The following is a 23,342-nucleotide window of genomic DNA, read 5'->3' on the forward strand; positions in this document are numbered from 1 at the left end:
AAGCGTTTTTGCTTTCCCCTTTCTAATTATTTCATTTCGAACAGATGTTTGCCCGACGTTACTTTATACTCCTTTGCGAGTGCAACCTCCGCGCCATTTTTATATAGTTTTTACCCGCTGGTACCTCCAATCTTATGGTACCGGTTGAATTCGCAGGAATAACCGCGGTATAGGTAACACCGTCGCCGGTACGTTTCCAGGAAGACTGAATCAACCCGTAAGGACCTTCATGCTCTGCATCAAAGTGATCGAGGCCGGCCACAAAATGCGGTTCGAGCAGTACATCGCTGAAGCCCGGCGCTGCTTCGTTCGGCAGGATGCCGCCAACACCTTTATATAACCATGCGCCGATTTCGCCGAACATGATGTGGTTGCGGGACAGATCGGATTTCGCATGCGGGTCCCAGTTTTCATATAATGTAGTAGCACCCGATTTGATCCAATATCCCCATGAAGGGAAATCTTCCTGCGCGGCCACTTTGTAAGCAATATCTGCATAACCGTTTTCGCTCAATGCGTTCAGGATGCTTTTGGTGCCGAGCAGTCCCACATCCGGTGGAAGTTATCCTGCGCTACACGTTTCGCTAAATTAGCGGCTACCCGGGCCTTCATATCCTCCGGAACAAGTCCCCAGTAAAGGGCGGAACTCAATTCGGTCTGCACACCTTGTCCATAGATCGCGGTTGCGCGGTCAAGGTATTTCTGGTTGAAAGCAGTTTTGATCTTTGCAGCCAATGCACTGTACTTCTCTGCATCCGCAGTTTTACCGAGCAGTTGCGCGGTGCGGGTCAGGATCATTACATCTTTATAATAGAAACAGGAGGAAGTAAACTCCACCGGCGTTTTGGATTTTACCGGCACCCAGTCGCCCAGCCCCCAGGTAGTAAGCACATTCGGACTGATCTCCGTGATATGATCCACGTATTTTTTAATGTTATCGTAACAGTCGGTCAGCAGCTTTTTATCACCATAAAACAAATAAATATTCCAGGGAATGATGGCAATGGTGCTCGTCCAATCCGGGCCATTGCCCCAGTCGTATCCCCAGCCGCCGGTGGGAATAATGGAAGGTAACACGCCATTCGGCTGCTGCTCGTCGCGGTGATCTGCCAGCCACTTTTCGTATACGGTAATGCCATCAAAACTGAACAGGCCTGTTTCGCTGGCGATGTGCGCGTCACCCGTCCAGCCGTTCTTTTCGCGTTGCGGACAGTCGGTCGGATAGCCGAACAGGTTAGAGAGATAGGAATTGTTGGTAGCCCACCATATCTTATTAATCATATCGCTGGAGGACCGGACCTTGCCGGCCACGGGCACTGCGCTGTGCATGAAGTAGCCGGTCAGACTTTCCTTCGTCAGCTTCACCGGGCGGCTGCTCGTTACTTCCACGTATTGAAATCCTTTGTAGTTGAAGCGCGGCATGAAGGTCTCCTCTCCTTTTCCCCCAGGATAAAAATATCTGTCTGGAAAGGATCGGTATCATCCTTTGGACGATAATGCACAATGATATTCGCCAGATCCGCCCGACCGCTCTTATCGAGATCTTCGGAGTGTTTCAGGCGGATTATAGTGCCCGCGGGGCCGCTCACTTTAATTTTGCTTACCCCTGAAATAGTGCGGCCAAGATCGTATAGCCAGGTCGTATCATTAAACTGGCGGATCGATGCTGCAGGAATTGTTTCCACATTTTCCACCGGGTGCATGGCCTGCGCGACAATATTATTGGATGGCGCCTGGCGGGCGATCACCGGTTTCCATTGCGCATCGTTGAACTTCACCGTAGCCCAACCCGGCTGCTCCAGGCGGGCGTCGTAATGTTCTGCCGTATAAATACTATTAAATACCACGGGGCTCAGGGCAGTTTTCCAATCGTTACCGGACTTGATCACTTCTTCCGAGCCATCGGTATACGTTATCCGCAAATCAAAACAAAACGCCGGGCGCGCACGCCAGGGGGCATTATGAAAGTTCCACACCGCGGTTGACTGGTGATTATACCAACCATTGCCCAACAATACGCCAATAGCGTTATTACCGGCTTTGAGTTGCGGCGTAACGTCGTAGGTCACATACAGGTTGCGGCGGTCGAAACGGGTGTACATAGGGTCCAGGCGGTGGTTCCCGGTCTTTTGTCCATTAATGTACAATTCATATAACCCGGCCACAGCGATATAAGCCCGTGCCGAACGGATTTTTTTTTTGCATGGAATGCCTTGCGGAAATAGGCCGCCGGTTTCAGGTCGCGGTCACCGGTATCGCTGATCCACTGCCCCTGCCAGCGATTGCCCATCATACCGGTTTCAAAAGTGGCCAGTGGAGATACGGATGCCTTGCCATCCTGGTCCCATATCTCTACCTTCCACCAGTATTTGGTAAAAGGCTGCAAAGATTCGCCTTCGTAACTGGCCAGGACGGCAGCAGCGTTTACTTTGCCGCTTTCCCAGCGAAGACTTTTACCAGCTGCATCGTTGTACACGGAGAGCTTATAAGCTGTTTGCAATGCGCCAGGACGATCATCATTCACCTTCCAGGTAAAACGTGGCTGCGCCGCGTCTAATCCTATGGGATTGACGAGGTACTCGCATTTGAGGCCAACAGGCCCGGCGGCACGCAGCGTTGTCAGCGAAAAAGCCGACAGCAATGCGGCCAGCAGCAGGTTACGGTAGTTGAATCGCTTCATTTGTCTGATTAACATATTACAAGAGTACCACAATAAGGCATATTCCCCTTAATACACCTCATTTTTTTTATGAATGGCGGGCCGTACCATATTTTTCGTAAATTTCGAGAGACGTGAATGTAAAACCCGGGCAACAACCAAACCATTACCTTGTTTATGCCGCGCAAAAACTATCTACAGAAAATCGACCTGACACCGGCCGACCAGCTGCAAACGCTGGTAGAGAACCGTCGGACCTTCAACCTCCGCAACTGCGAGCTGAACATCTTCGAGAGTTATGAACAGGCATGGGCATTGCCGCTCACCTTTTCCGATTTCATTATTACCAGCATGATCCGGGGAAAAAAGTCATGAAACTTTTTGACGATCCGGCATTCGATTACCTGCCCGGCGAAACCGTTATTGTGCCGGCGCGGGAAACGATGCTCATCGATTTCCCCGAGGCGAGGCGCGATAATCCCACGCAGTGCATGGCGCTGGCGGTAGATGCTGGATATATCAGCGACACAATGAGTTATCTTAATGACTATTACAATGGCGTGCCGGACGAGCGGACAAACTGGGAATTGAAGTATTCCCAATACCATTTTTATAATAATACTGACATATCGGACCTGATTAACAAGATCATCAAAGTATGCAGCAGTTCCGATCTTGCTAAAAACATTTACGCTGACTTAGCCCTGAAAGAGTTGCTGATCCGCCTGGTACAGAACCAGCGGCTGGAACGCACAGCACTTGAGCAGGAAACGAACAGCAATCGCAGCAGGTTGCACTTCATCCTTCATTATATAAAAGAAAACCTTTCGGAAAAGATAACGGTGGAGGAACTATGCCGCCAATCTTACCTGAGCCGCAATATGTTCTTTAAATGGTTTAAGGAGCAGGCGGGTATCAGCCCGCTGGAGTACATCAACATAGAGAGAGTAAAACTGGCTAAAAAACTGCTGGGTGAAGGACGGCACGACATCCGCTCCGTAAGCGAAATATGCGGGTTTAACGATGTGAACTACTTTACCCGTGTGTTCAGGAAGATAGAAGGCATTACGCCGGGAGGCTACCGGGAACAGGTGGTCCGTTACCAATAAAGAAAAAGGCGCCTCTTGCGAAGCGCCTTTTCTTTATTGATAGATATAAGTTGTTACCAACCCGGGTTCTGCACAACATTCTTGTTCACCAGCACCTCGTCATTCGGGATCGGGAACAGATAGTCGCGTTCTTTGCGGAATACACGCTGCTGGATGATGGTGGGCGTATAGAACGCGGCGCCATTGCCAGTCATGTTCATACCGTAGATCGGTGCGTTGTTGGTCACTTCAGCAATTTTCCAACGGCGGGTATCGAAGAAGCGAACCGTTTCGAACGCCAGCTCTACCCTTCTTTCCGCACGGATCGCAGCACGCATCGCATCCTGATCGGCAGGGGCGGGAAGACCAGCACCACCGTAGATGGCAACACCTGCACGGGTACGGATCTCATTCAGGTATTTCAGGATATCTGCATTACCAGGATCACTTTCGTTCAGGGCTTCTGCATAGTCCAGGTAAACCTGTGCCAGGCGGAACAGCGGAGAGCCACGCTCAGTTTCCGTTTGCGGCACCGCTTTTCTTACGATATAACCGGTAGGAGATACGTCGGAAGTACTCTGGCTTCTGCCTGAGTTACCGGCAAACTCCATATTGGTGACGATATTGCTGCCATACAGCCAGTAGCTGTTATTGTAAGTGATACCCACATAAAAACGGGGCTCACGGTCGATCCACTGGTTGTAAGTAGTTCTGGATGACGGATCGTACGGGGCTTTGAAGCTGTTGAAACCTGTTGCAACGTAGCCAGACAGCGGATCAGTGATCGGACGACCGTTTTTCATGAAGTACGCGTCTACCATCGCCTGGGTAGCACCCAGTGCACCTGCACCCTGCTGGTCTGCTGCCAGACCTACGTGTTTGGGTGTACGGTCGTAACGCAGGTAGCTGCCGGTTTTGGAACGGGCAAAGATCCACTCTTTGTTCCACTCGGTAGTGTGTACGTTACGGCAAGACAGGTAGGCTGCCATGAACGGATCTGAATTTGTTTCTTTATACAACGCGTAGTCGGTACGGTTGATAGTAAATTCATCGATGAAATCCTTCGCTGCTTTCGCTGCTCTTGCCCATTTAGCCACATCGTAAGTGGTGTTCAGCAATGGTGTTCCATCAATATTTTTGAAGTCGGAGTAGGCAGTGTTACCGTTCCACAAAGGGCTTGCGGCCAACATGAGGGCCTGCTCTTTAAATACAGCACAAGCGCCTTTAGTAATACGACCAATTTCACCGTTCCATGGAGTATAGTTCAGGTTGGCCGAAGCTGCATCCAATTCGCTCACGATGTATTCGATACATGTATCGATGGGAGAACGGGCTTCTTTCAGGTTGCCTACATCTACACCCGGATCGATCAGGTTGTCGTGCGTAATTACCACCGGGCCGTAGGTACGAACCAGGAAGAAGTAATACATCGCGCGCAGTGCACGTGCTTCTGCTTTGAAAGAAATCTTTACAGACTCCGGAACTTCCAGTGCATTCGCGCTGTCTATCTTACTCATGAAGTAAGTCGCATTGCGGATCCCTCTGTAGTAGTTGTTCCACCAGTTGTTGATAGCACCGTCGGTTTTAGCCCAGGTGCTGGAGTTCAGCTGCGTGCTGTACGGGAAGCTCCAGTTGTACACCGCTTCGTCGGACGCACCAACAAATACGCCGGACTGGTTGGTGTTCGTGTAACGCTCCTGGTTTTCGCTGGGAAGATAGGAGTAAACGTTTGCGAGAAACTTATCTGTATTTGCCCTGGATTTGAAGATGTCATCAACAGTAAGTACATCATCAGGCACCTGGTCCGGTACTTTGAACAGGACGAAATGCCTATTGCCAAAGCAGCTGTAAGTATGAAGAATATTTTTTCATTTGAATTTTTTTATCGGTTCATTATCAACACATGATTAGGAAATAGCCTTCGGCAGTCTGCTAGAAGTTAGCTTGTGCGCCGATGCTGAAAGTCCTAACGTTCGGATACCTCGTACCGTTACCGGTGTTCAGCTCAGGATCCCACAGTTTAAACTTGCTCCAGTACAGGAGGTTTACACCCGGAAGTATACCCTTGCGCTCTTCATCTTCAGGCTTTTTGCCACTGTTTTAGGCAGGTTGTAACCCAGGTCCACAGTTTTCAGACGAATGAAACTGATGTCTTTTACCCACCATGAGGAAGTGTAAGAGTTCATCTTATTCACCGCAGCGCCATAACCTAAGCGGGGGTAGAATGCGTGTGGATTGGGATTCTCCTCTGTCCACCTGTCTTCTGCCTGCCAGAAAAGGTTGCTCCTTTCAGGACCGGTGCTGTTGTTGAATGGAATAACACCGTCGCCGTTGATCAGCCTGTCTGCACCATTCACGCCCCGGAAGAACGCGCCGGCATAAAACTGTTTCCAGCTAACGTTGAAACCGAAACCGTAAACGAAGTTCGGAACGTCGCCATTACCGATACGGGTAATGTCGTTTGCGTCGATGATATTGTCGCCGTTCAGGTCTTTATACTTAATGTCGCCCGGACGGGTAGCACCGAGTGAGGACTGGTTCGGGCTCTTGTCGATTTCTGCCTGATCTGTGAACAGTTTCTCCGCTACATAACCGAAGTAAGACAGGTAGTTTACACCTTTTCTTTCCATGTAGTCATAAGGTTGAGGGGGCATGTCGTTATCGATTACCTTATCCTTGTTGTAAGAGAAAGTACCGCGGAAATCGATGTTCAGATCTTTACCGATATTGATCGGGTTCAGGGTGATGGTTCCATCGATACCTTTGTTTTCGATGATACCGAAGTTACCCCATGGATCGCTGTTCAGACCAACGTAACCGGGCAGTGATTGCCTTTGCAGGAATACGCCGCTACGTCTTTCTTTAAACACGTCTGTTACAACGGTCAGTTTGTCGCGGAACAGGTTGAATTCCAGACCCAGATCCTGTTTGTGTGATTTCGCCCAGGTGATATCTGTACCGTAGCTGTCGATGTTGGTACCACCGAATGAAGTGGTCTGTGTACCGGAACCGAATTTGTAACCACCAGCGCCGGTGTTAACAATGGTCAGGAAGCCGAAGCGACGGTTACCACCGCTGCCATCACCTACAAAACCATCAGAGTAACGTACTTTCAGGAAGGACACTACATCTTTCAGCGGCTCGAAGAAGTCTTCGTTAGACACTACCCAACCCACACCGAATGCAGGGAAGAAACCGTATTTCTTACCAGGCAGGAAGTTTTCGGAACCGTTGAAGCCGAAGTTCACCTCACCAAAGTATTTGTCTTTATAAGAATAAGTACCCCTTGCGGCCACACCTCTGTTACGGAAAGGCAGTGAGCTTGTAACGCTACCAGCGAATGCTTCTACCCTTTCGCGCTGGTTGAACAGCATCATACCAGTTACGTTATGTGCGGAACCCCATTGCTTGGTGTAGTTCAGGCCAGCCTCAAAGTAGTTAGCCCTGCGGCCGTTGTTTTCCCTGGAGTAAGCCAGATCGTTAGTTCCCTGGGAAATCAGCTTCAGGTTCATGTCGCCGTTATCCAGGTAAGGTACTACCCTGTTCAACAGGTAAGTACTGCGGTTGCGGGTACGACCGATCGTGTGGCTGTTGAATGCATCGAAAGAATACATTACGCTGGCGCTCAAACCAGGTACCCAGAATTTCAGGTCCTGTGTCAGGCGGGCATTAGAATAAATCTGGTTGCCGAATACGTTGCGGTAACCAGTCTGTGTAACCTGCGCATACGGGTTTGGCTGTGCGCCCGCGGAACTAACGCCCGGAACGATACCACCCGGATACATGATCGGGTACAATACCGGGTTGGTCTGCATTACGTTGGCGAATGCTTCTTCCGGATTAATACCAGGCAGGTTGGTTTGTGTTACATAACCCTGAACACCCAATTCGAATTTGGTCGTTTTGGTCCAGTCCATGGAAACGTTGGTAGTGAAGTTGTAACGACGGAAGCGGGTGCTTGCATCGTAGCTTTGGAGTGCATCTGTATTCAGCAGGCTCTCCTCTTCGTAGTAAGCCAGTGAAGTGTAATAGTTAGCGAAGTCGGAGCCACCACGTGCGCTGAAGTTAGCGCGACGGTTCATGGCAGTGTTGCCGAACAGGGCTTCCATCCAGTCTACATCAGGATACAAATAAGGATCTTCCTGTTTGATAGTACCGTTGATGTAGTTGTTGGAATACTCAGGTTTCATACCGGAGTTCACCTGCGCTTCGTTACGGAGTTTCATGTAGCTAACGCCGTCCATCAGTTCTGGCACCTTGGTGAAAGCGGTAATCCCCTGGTTGTAGTTAAACATCAGGTTAGGTCTACCAGGTACACCCTTTTAGTATTGATGAGGATTACACCATTTGCACCAGCCACACCGTATACGGCAGTGGCAGCAGCATCTTTCAGGATAGTGAAAGAAGAAATGTCTTCCGGATCAAATGCGTTCAGGTCACGACCCTGTACACCGTCTACTACGATCAATGGAGATGCGGAGTTACCGGAACCATTGAAAGTAGAAATACCCCTGATCCACACGTCGGCGGAGTTGGAGCCCGGCATACCGGAACGCTGAACACCTACCAGACCGGCGATTCTACCAGCCAGGGCGGCGCTCAGGTTAGCCACAGGCGTTTTGATGTCTTCCACTTTAACGGAAGACTGTGCGCCTACGAGCGATATCTTTTTTGCTCACCGAAACCTACTACTACCACCTCATTGAGGGAGTTATTGGTAGCTGCCAGGGTGATTTCAAAATGGATGATGTTGCTGATAGTGAAGTTGAACGGTTCATAACCGATCATTCTTGCAGAAAGGCTGTCGCCTCTTTTAGCGTTTATTTCAAATGTACCATCTTCTTTAGTGGTGGTACCCGCTCTGGTGGAAAGATTGACGATCGTAACGCCGGGCATGGCTGCCTTCAGTTCATCTTTCACGGCACCCGTGATTTTGATGACAGCGTCTTGCGCGAGTACGTTCATGGTTACCAGCAACCCTGCGAGGAGCATGGTGCAGGCAACGAGAAACTTACTGAATGTAGTTCGAAGCATAGTTGAAGTGTTGAAGAGATTAAGTTGTTACTGCAGCTGTGATTAACAGTACGAATGACTTTACTAAGACTGAGGCTTACCGAAGATGCGGAACTCGGCCAGTTGGAAACGCTGATCACCATTGTGTTTGGTGATGTACAGGCGATAGTACTTGTACAACTCCGTGTTGGTGAACTCGTAACGGTTGGTCTTTTTCCTGTCGGTAAATACCTGATCAACGCGGGTATCCACGTCTACCCAGGTAATCCTGTCTTTAGAACCACGCAGTGTCCAGTTTTTAGGATCGCGTGAGACAGCATCGTTACCGGACGTCAGCTCGTAAGCGTCGATAGCCTGCGAAGCCAGCAGGTTCAACTCGATCCACATCGTGTCGCGATAGGGATTTGTCAGGTACTTGGATCCCAGGTCATTGTCGACCACTTTCGGAGATCCTTCGCCGGCGTTTCTGCCACCTTCGTTTTCGACATTAACAGAGAGTACGCCAAGATCTGTCATATCCACCTGCTCAATAGGGCTAGGCGGCAGCAGCTCATAGGTGCGCTCCTCTTTTTGTCGCAGCTGGCCAGTACTAACAGCAACATGCCCGGGAAGAACACGGTGTTAACTTTGGTTGATTTGAACATCATCATATCACGTTGTTTTTGTCTTTTAGATTAATGCAAAGCAATTGCCTGGGCGCGCGCAGGACACGCAACCCCGGTACAGGTAAAGCAATAACGCAAAATCGATTTAGCGATTTGCTATATGTATCTCTATTCCGTTTTCATACGTATAAAGGGTTCGGCCAGGCCGGTTCCACTGGTTGAGTTGATTATTGAACTATTGCATCTGGCATAGGTTACGCCTAATTTCCTGGATTTGACCGCTAAATCGATTTTGCTTTATTGCATAAAAAAGTTAGCGATTCAGCTTCTGTTACCCTATGATTTGGTTAGTAAAACAATAATACAATCTTCTTAGTAGTCAATTTTCTTTTTCTCCGTTGACATGTTTTCTCTTGCTTACCAGTTGAACGGCACAACGTTTACGGCTACGACCATACGCAATCCCTAACGTGTACGCTCTTTTCACGATTTAAAGATCGATAATTATTTGTTAAAATTCCAACTGCGCCGACTATTTTTTTATAAAAATTTTGCTTTCATCAACTTTTATCTAGGTTTAGCTGCCCTAAAACATACATCTTTTATTTTCTTATTTTGATGATTAAATCCCTTTACCAGCAAGCATATCCGGCGAAGGCTCCTACCGTCCCGCCAGGAAAAATCTTTTCATGTATTTGCTAAACCCCGCAGTTTTCCAGACCACTCATCATTTGTTAATGAAAAAAATCCCGGACCACGAAGGCCCGGGAACTTGTGTACTAAATCAAAATATGAGTGTACTATTCTAATGCTGTATTATAGTCGGTTTCTTTCTGAGGAACTTTCCATGTCCATTTGTTGTTGGCGCTCGGCTCAATTTTCACAGCCAGCGAGCTCAGGAAGTTACCACCTGCCGCATATGCTTTACGGTCAATTGGATCTCCCCAGCGCTTCATATCGAACCAGTCGAAACCTTCGCCCCACAGCTCGATGTTGCGGTAAGTTTTGATTTCGTTCAGCAGCGCAGTGCCGGTTGTAGTACAGTTGTAGCTGGCGTCGCGACCGGAAGTTCTGTTCAGCGCGTTCATCACCGCCTGTATTTCTGTAGCCGGTTTGGTCTGGAAGTATTTGGCCTCTGCTTCGATCAGGTACATTTCTGAAGAACGGAAGTGGTTCAGGTTACCAACACCCGGGATATCGTTCGCTTTGATTTTGAACTGCATATACGCAAACGGTGTAGCATTGCTCTGCAGTGCAGGGAACAGGCTGAACGCTCTTGCCTTCAGCTCCGTACCAGCAACACCGGTAGAAGTGGTGTATGTATAGTTCAACGGGTCCAGGAACAGGCCTTTACGGATATCTGTAGCGGGAATCTTGTTAAACAGCTCGCGGCTGATACATTTAGGTGTGGTTCTTACAGCAGATCCGCTTGAGTTGTAAGCAATGTAAGCGAAGTAAGAATAGAAATACAGGGTTTCATCGGTAGCACCGTAGCTGCTCCAGATCCATTCCTGGTTAGGTGTGGCAAAACCTGCCCTGTACTCTGTATTCGTCATCAGCGGATAACCGGTTCTTGCTTTTACCGCCATTGCTTCGGCAGTAGGGTAATCCTGGCGGGTAATGGCCGCACGGGCATAGATAGCGTAAGCTACGTTGATGTTCATTTCGTAATTAGCCGTCCTGGTCTTAGCAGATTTAGTATACAGGTCAATAGCCTGGTCCAGATCCGTGTAAACCTGCGCATACGTTTGTGCGAGGGTAGCCAGTGGTGCATCGCCGGTAGACTCATCCAGCCTCAGGATTACACCATTAGTAGTACCATTGTTGGAATCAGCCCAACGGTTGCCATAAAGCTGCGCCAGCATCGTATAAGCATAAGCCCTGTAAGTGAGTGCCTGCGCTTTAATGAACTGACGTTCTGCTTCAGTACCGGCAGCCGCATCAATTTTTGTAATGATGGTGTTGGCGTTGCCGATAATTTTATAGTAGTAATACCAGGGATAGTAGCAGTAAATGCTGGTGATATTCTCGTTATAAGTACCATTGATGATTACTGCCCAGCCAGACAGGTTCACGTAAAAGTTGTTGCCGGGATAGTTACCATAGTACATTTTGATGGTGCCCTCACCATTGAAGCCTTGTGAGCTCAGGTATTGCTGGGTCATCATTTTAGCCAGACCGTTAATCGCCAGTTTCGCGTTGGCAGTTGTCTCAAACACCGTTCCGGCGCTCACTTCGCCCGTAGGCTTGGTATCCAGGTAATCTTTACCGCAGGACGCCGCCAGCAGAGAGAAAGACAATAAACCTATACTTAATATTTTATTCATCGCTTAAGTTCTTTATTTGTTATAAACCAATGTTAACACCGAAGGACATTACACGAGGCGTTACGAACGCGCTCACGCTTCTGCCGTTGAACTGCTGTTGGGGGTTCATACCCTGCAGTTTGGTGAAAGTAGCCAGGTTCTCAACGCTCAGGTTGAAGCGTACGGAATTAAAGTCGATCTTTCTTAACAGTGCCTGTGGCATGGTGTAGCTCAGACCTACGTTTTTGATCACGAAGTAAGAACCATCCTGCAGGAAGCGGGAAGACATTGCGTTGCTGTAAATGCTCTTAGAGAAATCTACAACAGGTACGCCACCAGCTTTGATGCGGTTGGGAGATGTTTCGGTCATGCCTTCAGGAACGCCGTTCCATGCTTTCAGCAGATCGCTGTGCAGGTTGCCAACGGAACCGGACATAGACATCAGGCCCAGATAAGAATCGTCGTATGTTTTACCACCCTGTGCATAAGTGAATACACCGGAGAGTGTCAGGTTCTTCCAGGTAAGACCGGTAGAGAAGCTACCATATACATTGGGTATAGCTGTACCCGCCCAGTCGCGTTTAGCATAAGTATGGTAAGTCGTATAGTTCGTACCATTGATGTTTACCAGGTATTTCTGCCAGTCGCCGCTGGTGTTGCTCGGATCGTATTTCTCGTTGTCCGGAACATACAGTGCGCTGCCGGTCATCTGATCAACTCCTACGAACTGGTAAGTAAAGAAGTCATAGATACCATGACCTTCCGGTATTTGTAGTTACCGTTGATGATACCGTCTACACGGTTCTGCTCAGGCAGTTTAACGATTTCGTTTTTCATCCAGGTAGCGTTCGCACCTACATTCCATCTCCAGTCTTTGTTGCGGATTACATCCACATCCACCGTCAGCTCGAAACCTTTGTTAGATACAGAACCGAGGTTTTTGGTGATAACTGCTTCAGCAGCAGAAGAAGATGTTGCGCCTGCAGACAATGGCAGGTTTACGTTGAACAACAGGTTACGGGAACGTTTGTCGAAGTATTCTGCAGTAAAGTTAACACGGTCGTACACGCGGGCTTCCAAAGCGGCTGAGATAGACGCGGTGGTTTCCCATTTCATGTTCAGTGATTCCAGCTGGCTTTTGTACAGTGCGGCCAGGTTCGCGTTCTGGTCGATGTTGTACAGCGCCATGTAACCATAACGGCCCGCGCTCGCATCGTTACCTACTTCACCGTAAGACACACGCAGTTTCGCATAGTCTACGATTTTAGTAGCCGGCAGGAAGAAGTTTTCTTTAGACAACAACCAGCTACCACCGATTGACCAGAAGTTACCCCAGCGTACATCCTGTGCAAACCTGGAAGAACCATCTCTCCTCATTGAACCTTCCACAAAGTATTTATTGTCGAAGTTATAACGGGCGCGGCCCAGGTAGCTTTCAGAACGGTAGTTATCTTCCTGATCGGTCAGCGACGTAATGGAAGTAAAGTTCACCAGACTGTATTCGTTGGCGAAAGTTTCTTTTGTTTTATAACCATACAGCTCTACGATGTTCTCATAGTAGTTTTCGTGGCCTACCATTACATCTACATTATGTGAGCCATAAGACTTACCCCAGTTCAACAATTGCTGAGCGGTGTAGTTTTTATAACGGTAGTTATCGCGTGAAGCACGGCCCTGGCCGGCGCCATCACCGATTTTAGCATTGCTGTAGGTAGCGTTGTCGCTGTTGCGTACGTTCAGATCGCCTTTCACCGTAAAGGTGAAATCCTTCAGGAAACGCAGGTCAAGGTATAACTGACCGCTGAGGGTGTTACGTACAACCTTGTCTTTGTTCAGCTGGTTTTCCCAGATTGTATGGCGCCCCACCAGCTGGTTACGGGTGGTAGAACCTTCGTCGAATTGTTTTTCACCGTCTACAGTCAACACGTATTCACCAGTTGTTTTATCATGCAGGTGTACCGGGTAAATCGGCGCGATGCTTCTTGCATAGTTGAACGGGCTCACGATAGAACCAGCGGAACCTGTACCGCCGGGCGAGTTGTTAGAGTTCTGGTGTGAACCGGCTACGTTAAAGCCGTATTTCAACCACTCTTTCGCCTGGATATCGGCATTGATCCTACCTGTGAAACGTTTGTAGTCTGAAGTTTTGAGGTAACCTTTTTCATCGAGGTAACCCACAGAGTAATAAAGATTGCTCTTTTTACCGGAAGCGCGGCCACTCAGGGAGTAATCCTGGCGATAGCCCATTCTCTCCAGCTGGTCGAACCAGTTGAGATCATCGCGGTAACCATTCAGAATTTGTGCATCAGCCACCATTTTACCGTTCGCATCGAACAGCTGGTCGGCCGGTTTATCAAAAATGTTCAGGAATAAATAATCAGAAACGAGGCTGGAAGTAGCTTTCGCGTTCGCAGCAGCATCGGTTGGATAAGTTGTGGGATTGGTTGAACGCAGGAAGTTGCGGTAACCTTGCCACATGGTTTCCATGAAATCTTTCTGGTTCAAAGTTTTATATTCTTTGATACCGCGGCTGTATACACCCTGGTTCACCACTACGTTCATGCTGCCATCGTTGCCTTTAGCCGCTTTCTTAGTAGAGATGATAATTACACCGTTGGCTGCTTTACTACCGTACAATGCGGAAGAAGCCGCATCTTTCAGCACAGAAACAGACTCGATATCGTTAGGGTTGATATCGGAAATGTTACCTGCAAACAGCACACCGTCGATTACATAGAGCGGGGAGTTCACACCGTTTACAGAAGAAAAACCACGGATGCGGATAGAGGGCTCGGAGCCCGGCTGGCCAGTGGTATTGTTTACCTGGATACCGGCCGCGCTACCTTCCAGTACGCCGAGGGCGTTGGTAATAGGACGTTTCTCGATATCTTTCGCAGTAACGGAAGTTACGGCGCCGGTCAGCGATTCTTTTTCGCTTTACCAAATGCTACCACCACTACTTCGTTCAGATCGCCGGTTTGTGAGTTGAGTGAAATGCTCAAAGTACCGCCGGGGCCAACTTTTACGGTCTTTTCACCAAAGCCGATAGAGCGGAAAATGAGTTCTTTGCCTTCGGGAACTGTCAGGGTAAAATTACCATTGGCATCCGTTTGCGTACCGGTGTTGGTACCTTTGATGATCACCGAGGTTCCCGGGATACCAGTGCCATCGTTGGCATCGGTAACCTTGCCCTTCACCTGTTTGTTCTGGGCATATGCTACTGTAACCTGTAGCACCGTCATTAGAAATAGACCAAGCAATTTTTGCCTCATGTAGATTTTGATTTAGATTTTAGAACTATAGATGTTGGAAACCCATAAACAAAGACTTGTACCAGGAAGAAAAGGATATACGCTTCCGTTACGCCAGTAGGAATCCTGACGATCTAAATTAAAACGGAGATAGGGAGAGCTACCAGTAGCATACTACAGGCATTTTATACTCACATTTTGTTCAAAAGAAATACTACACTCATAGATATTTTCGGCTTAGCGCCGGCTCTCATAAACAAATCCCTAAAAAATTTGGCGTAAAACGATCTAAACTCTGGTTTGCAAAATGATTCGCTCACTAACAGTTTTTACGACAGTTCTGTTTTTTGCTCACTCATTAATTGTCACTCATAAACTCATAAAATAGAAGGACAGGTATACTGTTTTGCTTCCCATAAACTTTCTCTCATAAACAAATGTCCCGGTGGTGGAGGACCGCTGCGTTAAAATTTTGTTGTATGCTATAACCACCGAAACAAAAATCGTAAATTTTATTATTAATCCCATCAATTTTTTACAAAAACTTTAGCATTTGATAACATTTACATCTTTTGTGTAACATTCATTATTTTTTTATTGATTTATTTTTTGCTTAATCTATAGGATTAGTAGAGCATGCGAAAACTGCGTCGATTATAGTAATTTTGCCCATTCATTCCAAGCGATATGATAGGAAAACTGGCAGGGCATCATGACACAATCGTAGCAGTGGCTACCGCTCCCGGCATTGGCGCCATCGCGGTAATACGGCTAAGTGGCGGCGACGCGATCGCCATTACCAACAAACTTTTTACTGGTAAAGATTTACGTGAAGCAGCCGGACATACGCTGCATTTCGGTGTATTGATGCATCCGCAAACGGGTAAGGCGATAGACGAAGTAGTAGTGAGCATTTTCCGCGCACCCCGCTCCTACACCGGCGAAGAGGTAACAGAAATCTCCTGTCACGGTTCGCCCTACATACAACAACAGATCATAGACGCCTGCATTTTCTGCGGCGCGCGCCTGGCGAAGCCGGGAGAGTTTACCCAGCGCGCATTTCTCAATGGCAAGCTGGATCTTACACAAGCTGAATCCGTAGCCGATCTGATCGCGAGCAACACGGCGGCTTCGCATCAAACGGCGATGCAGCAGATGCGCGGTGGCTTTTCACGTGAGCTGAAAGCATTACGCGAACAGCTGATCCGTTTCTCGGCACTCATCGAACTGGAACTTGATTTTAGCCAGGAAGATGTGGAGTTTGCAGACAGAACGCAGTTTTACGAACTTGTAACTGCGGCTACAGGTGTGGTGAAACACCTTATAGACTCATTCAGCGCAGGCAACGTAATAAAGAATGGTGTTAACACCGCAATTATCGGTAAACCCAATGCCGGCAAATCTACATTGCTCAATACGCTGCTCAATGAAAACCGCGCTATTGTAAGCGATATTGCCGGTACCACACGCGACACCATCGAAGAAATACTGAACATTAAAGGCATTCTCTTCAGGTTGATAGATACGGCCGGCATTCGGGAAAGTGTTGATGCGATAGAAAGCATCGGCGTGCAAAAATCACTTGAGAAAATGCGCGAAGCAGGACTGGTGATTTATCTTTTTGATGTGCAACAATACTCCGCAGCAGACCTCCAGCGACAGGTAGATATGTTCACATCCGAAAATATCAACTACCTGCTGGTGGGTAATAAAACAGACCTGGCGCCGGAAGCAGTGGCTAAGTTTGCAGAGATCCCTAACATATTTTTCATCTCTGCACGGCAGCATAACCACATCGACCAGCTTAAAGATGCGCTGGTGGATAAAGTAATGAGCGGCAGTATCAATACGGAAGATACCGTGGTGACCAACTCCCGGCACTATGCGGCGTTGCAGGAGGTACTGCGGTCGCTACTGGATGTGCGGGCGGGCATGGACAATGGACTGCCGGGGGATTTGCTGGCACTGGATATCAGGAGGTGCCTCCATTATATTTCCGAGATTACCGGGGATATAACAAATGAGGATAGATTAGATTATATATTTTCGAAGTTTTGTATCGGGAAGTAGACGCTTGTTTTTAATTGCTTTAAATTTTCTTTGTTTATCTAACGTAATGTATACCAGTAGGGCAATCCAGCGGATTGCCCTTTTTGTTCCTGTTTTATTTTGCTCGTGTTTTGAAAAGGCTTAGTATTGTTTTGAGATGAAACAGTACAAAACGTGATGGGGAGATAAGGAGAAGTTGTCAGTATAAGGCAGTATTTGGCGGTTATTGACACTTCGCGTCTTTCCCGGTCAGTTTTGCCTATTTCGAACACTTAACTTTTTGTCCATGAGCAGCAACCAACGGATCAAGAAAGTCTGCGAGCATTGCAACGAGATCTTCATCGCGCAAAAAGCGACGACGAAGTATTGTTCGTTGATCTGCGCGCAACGGAATTACAAGTTGCGGGAGAAGCGGGAACGGTTGAAGAAGGTGGAGGCCCCGGCAGTTGTAGACAGTTCGCCGCCCGTTGAAAAAGTTGGCGCGGTGAAGGCGGAAGCTCCGGCGGGGATGGGAGACCTGATCACTATCCAGCAACTGGCCCAGGTCACCAACCTCAGCGAGCGGACGCTTTTCCGGCTGATCAAAGACCCGGAGTTTCCGAAGATCAGGATCGGGCGGAACCTATTGTTCCACCGGGAAACGGTTATTCAATTCATCGTTCGTAAATACAGTACGGTATGAGAGGAAAACTGAGATCGACGGAACTGAAGAGCGGGCGGCTCAGCCTGTATATTGACTACTTCCCGGCCGTGTGGAACCCGCAGAAAAAAGCGTACACGCGGCGCGAGAAGCTGGGGCTGTACCTGTACAAGAACCCGGTGACTTCCTTACAGAAGAAGGAGAACAGCCTTTGCATGGAGATCGCGGAGAAGATCTATCTCAAACGGATGAACGCATTGATGCTGGAGGCTAACGGGCTTTTCAACCAGGACGCGCTGGAGGCGGACTTCTATACATATGCCCTCAACTTCATCCGCGCAAAGCAGCGGGAGAAGGTAGATACCATGCATTACGAAACGGCGATCAAATACCTTAAGAAATTCGTTGGGGATCATTTCCGTTTCCGGCACCTCGACGAAGAATTTCTCAAGAAGTTCAAAGCCTTTCTGCTTTCGACGACTTCACTGAAATCGGAGAAGGTCAAACTCAATCAGAACTCCGCCGCTTCCTACTACGATAAATTTGCGCTGATCGTGCAGACGGCGTTTCGCGACAAGTATTTGCAGGAGGATTATACGCTCCGGGTGCCGCGTATCAGCAACGTCGATTCGCCGCGCGAGATCATCGACGACGAGGAATTGCAGCTCCTGCTGGATAACCCCTGCGAGGACGAGCTCGTTTATCGTTCGTCCCTGTTCGCGCTGATGACGGGGTTCCGGTTCAGTGCGCTGCGGATTCTCAAATGGGGCGACCTTCACTATTCCAACGGGCAGGAAGCACGGTACTTTCACATCATCGATCCCAAGCCGGAGCGGTCATTCAAGCATTACGTCAGCCAGCAGGCCGTCGATTTGTTGGGGCCGCGCGGGGAGAAGGATGCGCTGGTCTTTCCCGACCTGAATTACAGCCGCACCCGGACGAAGCTGAAGGAGTGGTTTTCGAGCGTGGGGATGAAGGACAAGGCCAAATTTCACAACTGGCGGCATAAATACGCCACCAGCCTGATCGAGAAGGGCGAAGATATTTATGTCGTTAGCAAGATGCTCAACCATAAGCACGTCAAGACCACGCAGATCTACGCGCAGGTGCCCGACTCAAACCGGGTGAAGGCGGCGATGAAGCTCAACTATAACCTTAAACCGAAACCGAATGATGACGCAGGAATTGGAACAGCGGATTGAAAACATGGAGGCGGACATCCGGGAGATGAAGGCCATGTTGTCTGAACTGGTGGAAGTGGCCCGCGGTACGGGACAGCCTCCGCAGGAGGAACACATTATGTCGGCCAGGGAGGTCGCGGACTTCCTCCGGATCGATGTGAGCCTCGTGTATAGTAAATGTTCCCGTGGAGAACTGCCGTACTCCAAGCTAGGAAAGCATTACATTCCGCAAATCCGACATCCTGCAATGCATGAAGCAATACGACAAAGGGAGCGGCATTTCCGTCGATGATTACGTGACCCGCTACCTCCAAGACAACCAGCTCCGTGGTTAACCCGGTGGCCGTTTGCCCCTGACGGCCGATTTTCGTATATTCATACATCATATCCCCCGAAAAACCTTACACCATGACCCACCTCGATGATGTTAAGGATGTGCCGTTCTATGTGCGTATTAAGGAAACCAACGCATTTATAAGGGACGTGCCTTATGACGACCAAAAGAAGCAGGCTTTCACGATCGGACGTGATTTCGAAAAACTGGCGCATTTCGCCCTGCACAATCACTATTGTCTTTCCTTTCTCAAGTGTCCTTATAAATTCCACCTCGAAACCTTCCTGTTGCATTTTCATTGGTTCAACCGGTATTTGTACTTCAATCTCCGTGGATTCGATTTGGATCATCCAGATATTCCCGGCGTTGGAAAAGTTGCAGACCTATCAGCTCCGTTTCCTTGAACAGGAGTTGAATGAGTTTCCCCACGCCTATCAATACGACCTGAAATCCGCCGACTATTATCAGCAATGGGCGTTGTTGAAGAAAACCAACTTCCTGAAATGCGACGAATTCCGGAAGATCATGGAGATCGACGGGGCGCAACGGGCGAGAATGCTTTCCCACGTCCAGGCCCTACTGTCCGACCGTGGAACCGTGCCGGAACCCATCATCACTGAACCTAAACCCGCGAAGCGGCAACGGGAAGCCAGTCAATATAATTACTTAAAGTTATCCGACGACCTGGCGGCGAGCCAGCAAAACGAGGTGATCCAAGGGCTTTATGAATTATTTACGCCGCATTTTCGGGAAGCAAAGGAGTTTGAGGATTTCCGGAAAGCTTTCCGCGAAGGTGGGGCGCCGGTGATAGAACTTTTGCGGAACGAGCTGGCGGATCAGCAATATTACTGGGTGATATTCCGGGAACTCAAGCAGCACGGGTTGGTCGTTACATGGGATGTTATCGACCGGATGGTCCATATTATGATGGTGCAGGAAAAAACTTGCTGGTTTTAATGGGATCAATACCTCCATTGAGGGGCAGAAAGAGCGGAAGGCCCGCCGGGCGGTGGAGCCTGTTATTCATCTGATAGACAGTTATTTAGTGAAAAGGAAGGGCAAGTGAACTGCGTCTTTTTTCAAATCATTTGCTGGTTTTTCTGTTCGTTGCTGCTATTTGCCTTATTCCAGTGCGCCCCGGTTGCAATTTGCCCATGAAACAAAAAAAATGGATTATGAGTCAATTGCATTTTGTGGGATTGAGCCTGGACGAGGCCCGGCTTTTCATCGAGTCCATCGTGATCGCTTGTTTGAAGAACTGTTTCCCGGCCCCGAAAGTCTCGGAAACGCCGTTGTCCATTCGTGATGCGTGTAAGTTCCCGGGCGTGTCCAAACCGACGCTCCGGAAGTACGTGGAAGCGGCGGTCGTCCGCCGGCATGACCTCGGTCCACGGAAAAAGGTATTTTACCGGTCGGAGCTGGAGGAGGACATTAAGCGCCTGCGTTTCCACGGCAGCGAATCCCCTTTACTTGAATCAGAAAAACAACCGTTATGAGCGAAAACATTGAAGACGTGAAGAAGCTTGACCTGGTGGAGTTCCTCGCTTCGCTAGGATTCACACCCGAGCGGAAGAACGAGCGGGAAGCTGGTATCTGTCGCCCTTGCGGTCGGAGAAGACGGCTTCTTTCAAAGTGGACCGGCACAAGAACGTATGGTTCGATTTTGGTGAATGGGTTGGAGGAACGATCATCGATTTGGGAATGGCGTTATACAAATGTGATATTCCTACCTTCCTGGCTAAATTCGATGATGAATTTTCCTTTCATGGTCAAATTGGGCTACACCATCCTGCCCCGGCCGCGATTTCCAATGAGGAGCAAAAATATCCATCCGCGATACGCGCCCGATCTCTGCCCCGGCGTTAGCCGCCTATCTCAACGGCCGTGGTATTTCTCTTGAAATGGCGAATAGATATTGCCGGGAGGTCATTTATAGGTTGGACAACCGGAATTATTATGCGATCGGTTTTGAGAATGACAAAGGTGGTTTTGAGTTGCGGAATGCCCAAATCAAATTGAGCAATTCTCCGAAAGCGACTACATTCATACCTGTTGACTCGCCGGCACTACGGGTATTTGAGGGTTGTTTTGATTTCCTTACTTTCAAAATGCTACAGGAACGTTTCGACCTTTCTCCATCAAATTTCCTCATCCTGAACACAGTCGCTTTCCTTCGGGAGAGTCTGCCGCTTATCCGCCAGTATTCCTCCGTAACCTTGTATCTCGATCACGATGCAGCAGGTCGACGGGCAACAGAACAAGTTATCCAAGAGCATCCGGCTGCGTGTGATGGAAGCGCATTTTATGATGGAGCGAAGGATCTGAATGAATGGTTCGTGTCGGTCTATCCCAAAATTTCGGATGCGCGACAACTGGCCCGGGAACTCCAGCGGAAATTTCCCGGTGACGACAACTCCAACCAACTCCGGAATCCCGGCCGGAGAATCCGCTGATCTATTCTTTTAGCTCAAAAATTTATTGACATGGCAGAACTGCGTAAGAAGCTGCTGTCGCTGGCTAGCGGCAGGCAGGTGAGATTGTATGGCAGTAGCATTGCGATTTCCAAAGGACTGGAGATTGGGGAAGGCTGCGCGCCGAATATTTTTTCCTTCTCCGGCACCGAAGGGCCCAACGATCCCGACGGGAAAGTGATCAACGTTCACAACCTGTCCGCCAATGATCTGGAGGAGATCGCGGATTATAACATCCAGTTGTGGATGAACCTGAAGGCCAATCTGCGCCGCCACGGCGTCGAGAATCCGAAGGTTTTCAACCACGATGCGATCCGGTAACGGCGGCCGTGTGTTTTTGCCTCACCGTGGCGGATATTGGAATTGCAAGCGGTGTTTTCGGATGCCGAAAACCGCTTGCCCCTTGCTCCCGTTGGTCGCAAGGGGGATTTTTGAACCGGATAATTGTGCACGATGGGCGATAGTAAAAAGGTGGACGGCCGCGATTGCCGGTGATAAGAGAAAGAAGGGTCAGCATACGGCTCACCGATGCGGAGTTCTATATTTTGACGCGAAAGTCCCGGGAAGCAGGAACAAACCTGGCGCAATTTATCCGGGACGCCGTGATAAAAGGAAGGATAATCGCACGGCCGCAGCTTAAAGACCACACCTTTTTTCGGGAGGTGATCGGTATTTCTACAAACCTGAACCAGGTTGCCCGGGCGGTGAACCGGCAAGGAATTCTTCCGCTGTACACCAAGCTGGCGGACATTATCGCCTTCTTCGATGGGCAAATAAAGCGGTTGCGGGATGATCAGTAAGGTAATCAGCAGCGCCAGTTTCCGGCGGACCTGCCAGTACGTGTTGGGAAAAGACGGGGCGTATGTCTTGTCCGCAGATGGAATCCGGGATCATTGCCCACGATTGATGGCGGACGATTTCGAGGCGCAGGCCGAGCTTCGCCGGACGATTTCCCGGCCCTGTTTTCATGCCGTCCTTAGTTTTCCTCCGGGCGAAAAGGTGAGGGATGAATTGATGGGAGAACTGGCCAGGAATTACCTGAACAGGATCGGGATGGTCGAAACCCAGTTCGCAATCATCCGCCACACCGACACCGAGCACCCACATGTTCACATTATCGCCAACCGGGTCAACTTCCGGGGCAAGGCTATATCCGATAGCATAATCGGCAGGCGAGCGAAAGCAGCCGCCCAGGAACTGACCCGGGGTTTCGGTTTACGGCCAGCAGAAAAGAAGGATATCTCCTGTATACAGATCAACGCCATGAGCCAGCCGGAGCAAGTCCGGTACCGGATTTATTCCGCCATCACCAGCAGCCTTAAGGGATGTTCCAACCTGGACGAATTGGCGCGGCGGCTGAAAGTGAGGGGCGTTGAAACGGTGATCAAGTTCCGCAGCGGTACGCGCGAGCCGCAGGGGATCAGCTTTAAGGTCGGGGATTTTTGTTTCAAGGGGAGTGCTGTTGACCGGAGGTTTTCCCTTGCCAACCTTCAGAAAGCTATGGCATCCCAACAGCGTATTTCTCAGGAATCTAGAAATAGCCCCCGGTTGATTCTCCTTAAGCGATCCTCCTCCGGGTTTTCTTTTGTTAAGGAAATGCCTGTAAAAGAAGTAACGTCTGTCTTCACGGGCATACTGGAGGAGTTGTTTAAACCGGAGTATGTCAATAATCAAATCCCGTATGAACTGTTGCAGGAGGCCAGGAAGAAAAAGAAACGTAATGGTTTAAGTCGTTAAAATAGTAT

The 23,342-nt window shown here is 49.0% G+C and carries 25 protein-coding genes and 1 pseudogene; 13 read left to right on the forward strand and 13 right to left on the reverse strand.

The features are described 5' to 3' along the window. Window positions 1-58 precede the first annotated feature (58 nt). From MKQ70_RS39225 to MKQ70_RS22070, 4 genes and pseudogenes are all read right to left on the reverse strand, one after another. Window positions 59-550, reverse strand: a complete 492-nt coding sequence (locus tag MKQ70_RS39225) for an alpha-L-rhamnosidase-related protein (protein WP_308199126.1) — start codon at window positions 548-550, stop codon at window positions 59-61. Continuing rightward, window positions 520-1,329, reverse strand: coding sequence for an alpha-L-rhamnosidase-related protein (locus tag MKQ70_RS39230; protein ID WP_308199517.1), 810 nt, complete (start codon window positions 1,327-1,329; stop codon window positions 520-522). Before MKQ70_RS39230 ends, MKQ70_RS39225 begins: the two co-directional genes overlap by 31 nt. Before the next feature lie 57 nt (window positions 1,330-1,386). After that, window positions 1,387-2,165: pseudogene (locus tag MKQ70_RS39235) on the reverse strand (family 78 glycoside hydrolase catalytic domain); the annotation flags it as partial. After that, complete coding sequence (locus MKQ70_RS22070; RefSeq protein ID WP_248074417.1) at window positions 2,066-2,680, reverse strand: glycoside hydrolase family 78 protein; 615 nt, start codon at window positions 2,678-2,680, stop codon at window positions 2,066-2,068. The gene MKQ70_RS22070 and the pseudogene MKQ70_RS39235, both read right to left, overlap by 100 nt. A 156-nt stretch (window positions 2,681-2,836) precedes the next feature. Here MKQ70_RS22070 and MKQ70_RS22075 point away from each other — a divergent pair, with 156 nt between their 5' ends. Together MKQ70_RS22075 and MKQ70_RS22080 are read left to right on the forward strand one after the other, a co-directional pair. Then, window positions 2,837-3,034: a hypothetical protein gene (locus MKQ70_RS22075; protein ID WP_248074419.1), complete on the forward strand. Its 198-nt coding sequence runs from the start codon at window positions 2,837-2,839 to the stop codon at window positions 3,032-3,034. Next, entirely contained in the window at window positions 3,031-3,768 is a 738-nt protein-coding gene (locus MKQ70_RS22080) for a helix-turn-helix domain-containing protein (protein ID WP_248074421.1), read from the forward strand. The genes MKQ70_RS22075 and MKQ70_RS22080 overlap by 4 nt, the downstream gene beginning before the upstream one ends. 53 nt (window positions 3,769-3,821) lie before the next feature. Here MKQ70_RS22080 and MKQ70_RS22085 read toward each other — a convergent pair whose 3' ends face one another. The 9 genes from MKQ70_RS22085 to MKQ70_RS22125 all read right to left on the reverse strand — a co-directional run bounded on the left by MKQ70_RS22085 (window position 3,822) and on the right by MKQ70_RS22125 (window position 14,943). Beyond that, complete coding sequence (locus MKQ70_RS22085) at window positions 3,822-5,546, reverse strand: RagB/SusD family nutrient uptake outer membrane protein (protein ID WP_248074423.1); 1,725 nt, start codon at window positions 5,544-5,546, stop codon at window positions 3,822-3,824. Window positions 5,547-5,792: 246 nt separating this feature from the next. Then, a complete protein-coding gene (locus MKQ70_RS22090) occupies window positions 5,793-8,042 on the reverse strand; it encodes a SusC/RagA family TonB-linked outer membrane protein (protein WP_248074425.1) in 2,250 nt (749 codons plus the stop codon). Beyond that, entirely contained in the window at window positions 8,042-8,380 is a 339-nt protein-coding gene (locus MKQ70_RS22095; protein WP_248074426.1) for a TonB-dependent receptor plug domain-containing protein, read from the reverse strand. Before MKQ70_RS22095 ends, MKQ70_RS22090 begins: the two co-directional genes overlap by 1 nt. A gap of 20 nt (window positions 8,381-8,400) precedes the next feature. Beyond that, window positions 8,401-8,781 (reverse strand): carboxypeptidase-like regulatory domain-containing protein, encoded by a 381-nt coding sequence (locus MKQ70_RS22100; RefSeq protein WP_248074427.1) that lies wholly within the window; start codon window positions 8,779-8,781, stop codon window positions 8,401-8,403. 63 nt (window positions 8,782-8,844) lie between these two features. Then, window positions 8,845-9,276 (reverse strand): discoidin domain-containing protein, encoded by a 432-nt coding sequence (locus MKQ70_RS22105; protein WP_248074428.1) that lies wholly within the window; start codon window positions 9,274-9,276, stop codon window positions 8,845-8,847. 889 nt (window positions 9,277-10,165) lie between these two features. Further along, entirely contained in the window at window positions 10,166-11,692 is a 1,527-nt protein-coding gene (locus MKQ70_RS22110) for a RagB/SusD family nutrient uptake outer membrane protein (protein WP_248074429.1), read from the reverse strand. Window positions 11,693-11,711: 19 nt separating this feature from the next. Further along, window positions 11,712-12,380, reverse strand: coding sequence for a hypothetical protein (locus MKQ70_RS22115; protein WP_248074430.1), 669 nt, complete (start codon window positions 12,378-12,380; stop codon window positions 11,712-11,714). 11 nt (window positions 12,381-12,391) lie between these two features. After that, window positions 12,392-14,593 carry a SusC/RagA family TonB-linked outer membrane protein gene (locus tag MKQ70_RS22120; RefSeq protein WP_282457537.1) on the reverse strand — a complete coding sequence of 734 codons (2,202 nt, stop codon included), beginning with the start codon at window positions 14,591-14,593 and terminating at the stop codon, window positions 12,392-12,394. Then, complete coding sequence (locus tag MKQ70_RS22125; RefSeq protein WP_248074431.1) at window positions 14,590-14,943, reverse strand: carboxypeptidase-like regulatory domain-containing protein; 354 nt, start codon at window positions 14,941-14,943, stop codon at window positions 14,590-14,592. Before MKQ70_RS22125 ends, MKQ70_RS22120 begins: the two co-directional genes overlap by 4 nt. A gap of 666 nt (window positions 14,944-15,609) precedes the next feature. Between MKQ70_RS22125 and mnmE the strand changes: the two genes are divergently transcribed. The 11 genes from mnmE to MKQ70_RS22180 all read left to right on the forward strand — a co-directional run bounded on the left by mnmE (window position 15,610) and on the right by MKQ70_RS22180 (window position 23,334). Next, a complete protein-coding gene (gene mnmE, locus MKQ70_RS22130) occupies window positions 15,610-16,992 on the forward strand; it encodes a tRNA uridine-5-carboxymethylaminomethyl(34) synthesis GTPase MnmE (protein ID WP_248074432.1) in 1,383 nt (460 codons plus the stop codon). A gap of 265 nt (window positions 16,993-17,257) precedes the next feature. Continuing rightward, window positions 17,258-17,653, forward strand: a complete 396-nt coding sequence (locus tag MKQ70_RS22135) for a helix-turn-helix transcriptional regulator (protein WP_248074433.1) — start codon at window positions 17,258-17,260, stop codon at window positions 17,651-17,653. After that, the gene (locus MKQ70_RS22140; protein ID WP_248074434.1) at window positions 17,650-18,813 is read left to right on the forward strand and encodes a tyrosine-type recombinase/integrase; all 1,164 of its coding nucleotides are present in this window, start codon (window positions 17,650-17,652) and stop codon (window positions 18,811-18,813) included. The genes MKQ70_RS22135 and MKQ70_RS22140 overlap by 4 nt, the downstream gene beginning before the upstream one ends. 4 nt (window positions 18,814-18,817) lie before the next feature. Then, entirely contained in the window at window positions 18,818-19,084 is a 267-nt protein-coding gene (locus MKQ70_RS22145) for a helix-turn-helix domain-containing protein (RefSeq protein ID WP_248074435.1), read from the forward strand. 116 nt (window positions 19,085-19,200) lie between these two features. Further along, window positions 19,201-19,530 (forward strand): hypothetical protein, encoded by a 330-nt coding sequence (locus MKQ70_RS22150; RefSeq protein WP_248074436.1) that lies wholly within the window; start codon window positions 19,201-19,203, stop codon window positions 19,528-19,530. Next, window positions 19,457-20,083 carry a hypothetical protein gene (locus tag MKQ70_RS22155; RefSeq protein WP_248074437.1) on the forward strand — a complete coding sequence of 209 codons (627 nt, stop codon included), beginning with the start codon at window positions 19,457-19,459 and terminating at the stop codon, window positions 20,081-20,083. The genes MKQ70_RS22150 and MKQ70_RS22155 overlap by 74 nt, the downstream gene beginning before the upstream one ends. Window positions 20,084-20,301: 218 nt before the next feature. Then, window positions 20,302-20,622, forward strand: a complete 321-nt coding sequence (locus tag MKQ70_RS22160) for a helix-turn-helix transcriptional regulator (protein WP_248074438.1) — start codon at window positions 20,302-20,304, stop codon at window positions 20,620-20,622. Window positions 20,623-20,955: 333 nt separating this feature from the next. Further along, window positions 20,956-21,579 (forward strand): DUF8464 domain-containing protein, encoded by a 624-nt coding sequence (locus tag MKQ70_RS22165; RefSeq protein ID WP_504909777.1) that lies wholly within the window; start codon window positions 20,956-20,958, stop codon window positions 21,577-21,579. 30 nt (window positions 21,580-21,609) lie between these two features. Beyond that, window positions 21,610-21,918 (forward strand): hypothetical protein, encoded by a 309-nt coding sequence (locus MKQ70_RS22170; RefSeq protein ID WP_248074440.1) that lies wholly within the window; start codon window positions 21,610-21,612, stop codon window positions 21,916-21,918. Window positions 21,919-22,088: 170 nt separating this feature from the next. Beyond that, on the forward strand, window positions 22,089-22,397 hold the full coding sequence (locus MKQ70_RS22175; RefSeq protein ID WP_248081563.1) for a plasmid mobilization protein: 309 nt from the start codon (window positions 22,089-22,091) through the stop codon (window positions 22,395-22,397). Further along, window positions 22,387-23,334 (forward strand): relaxase/mobilization nuclease domain-containing protein, encoded by a 948-nt coding sequence (locus MKQ70_RS22180; protein ID WP_248074441.1) that lies wholly within the window; start codon window positions 22,387-22,389, stop codon window positions 23,332-23,334. Before MKQ70_RS22175 ends, MKQ70_RS22180 begins: the two co-directional genes overlap by 11 nt. Window positions 23,335-23,342: the final 8 nt, after the last annotated feature.

Source organism: Chitinophaga sedimenti, from assembly GCF_023156195.1.
Taxonomy (GTDB): domain Bacteria; phylum Bacteroidota; class Bacteroidia; order Chitinophagales; family Chitinophagaceae; genus Chitinophaga; species Chitinophaga sedimenti.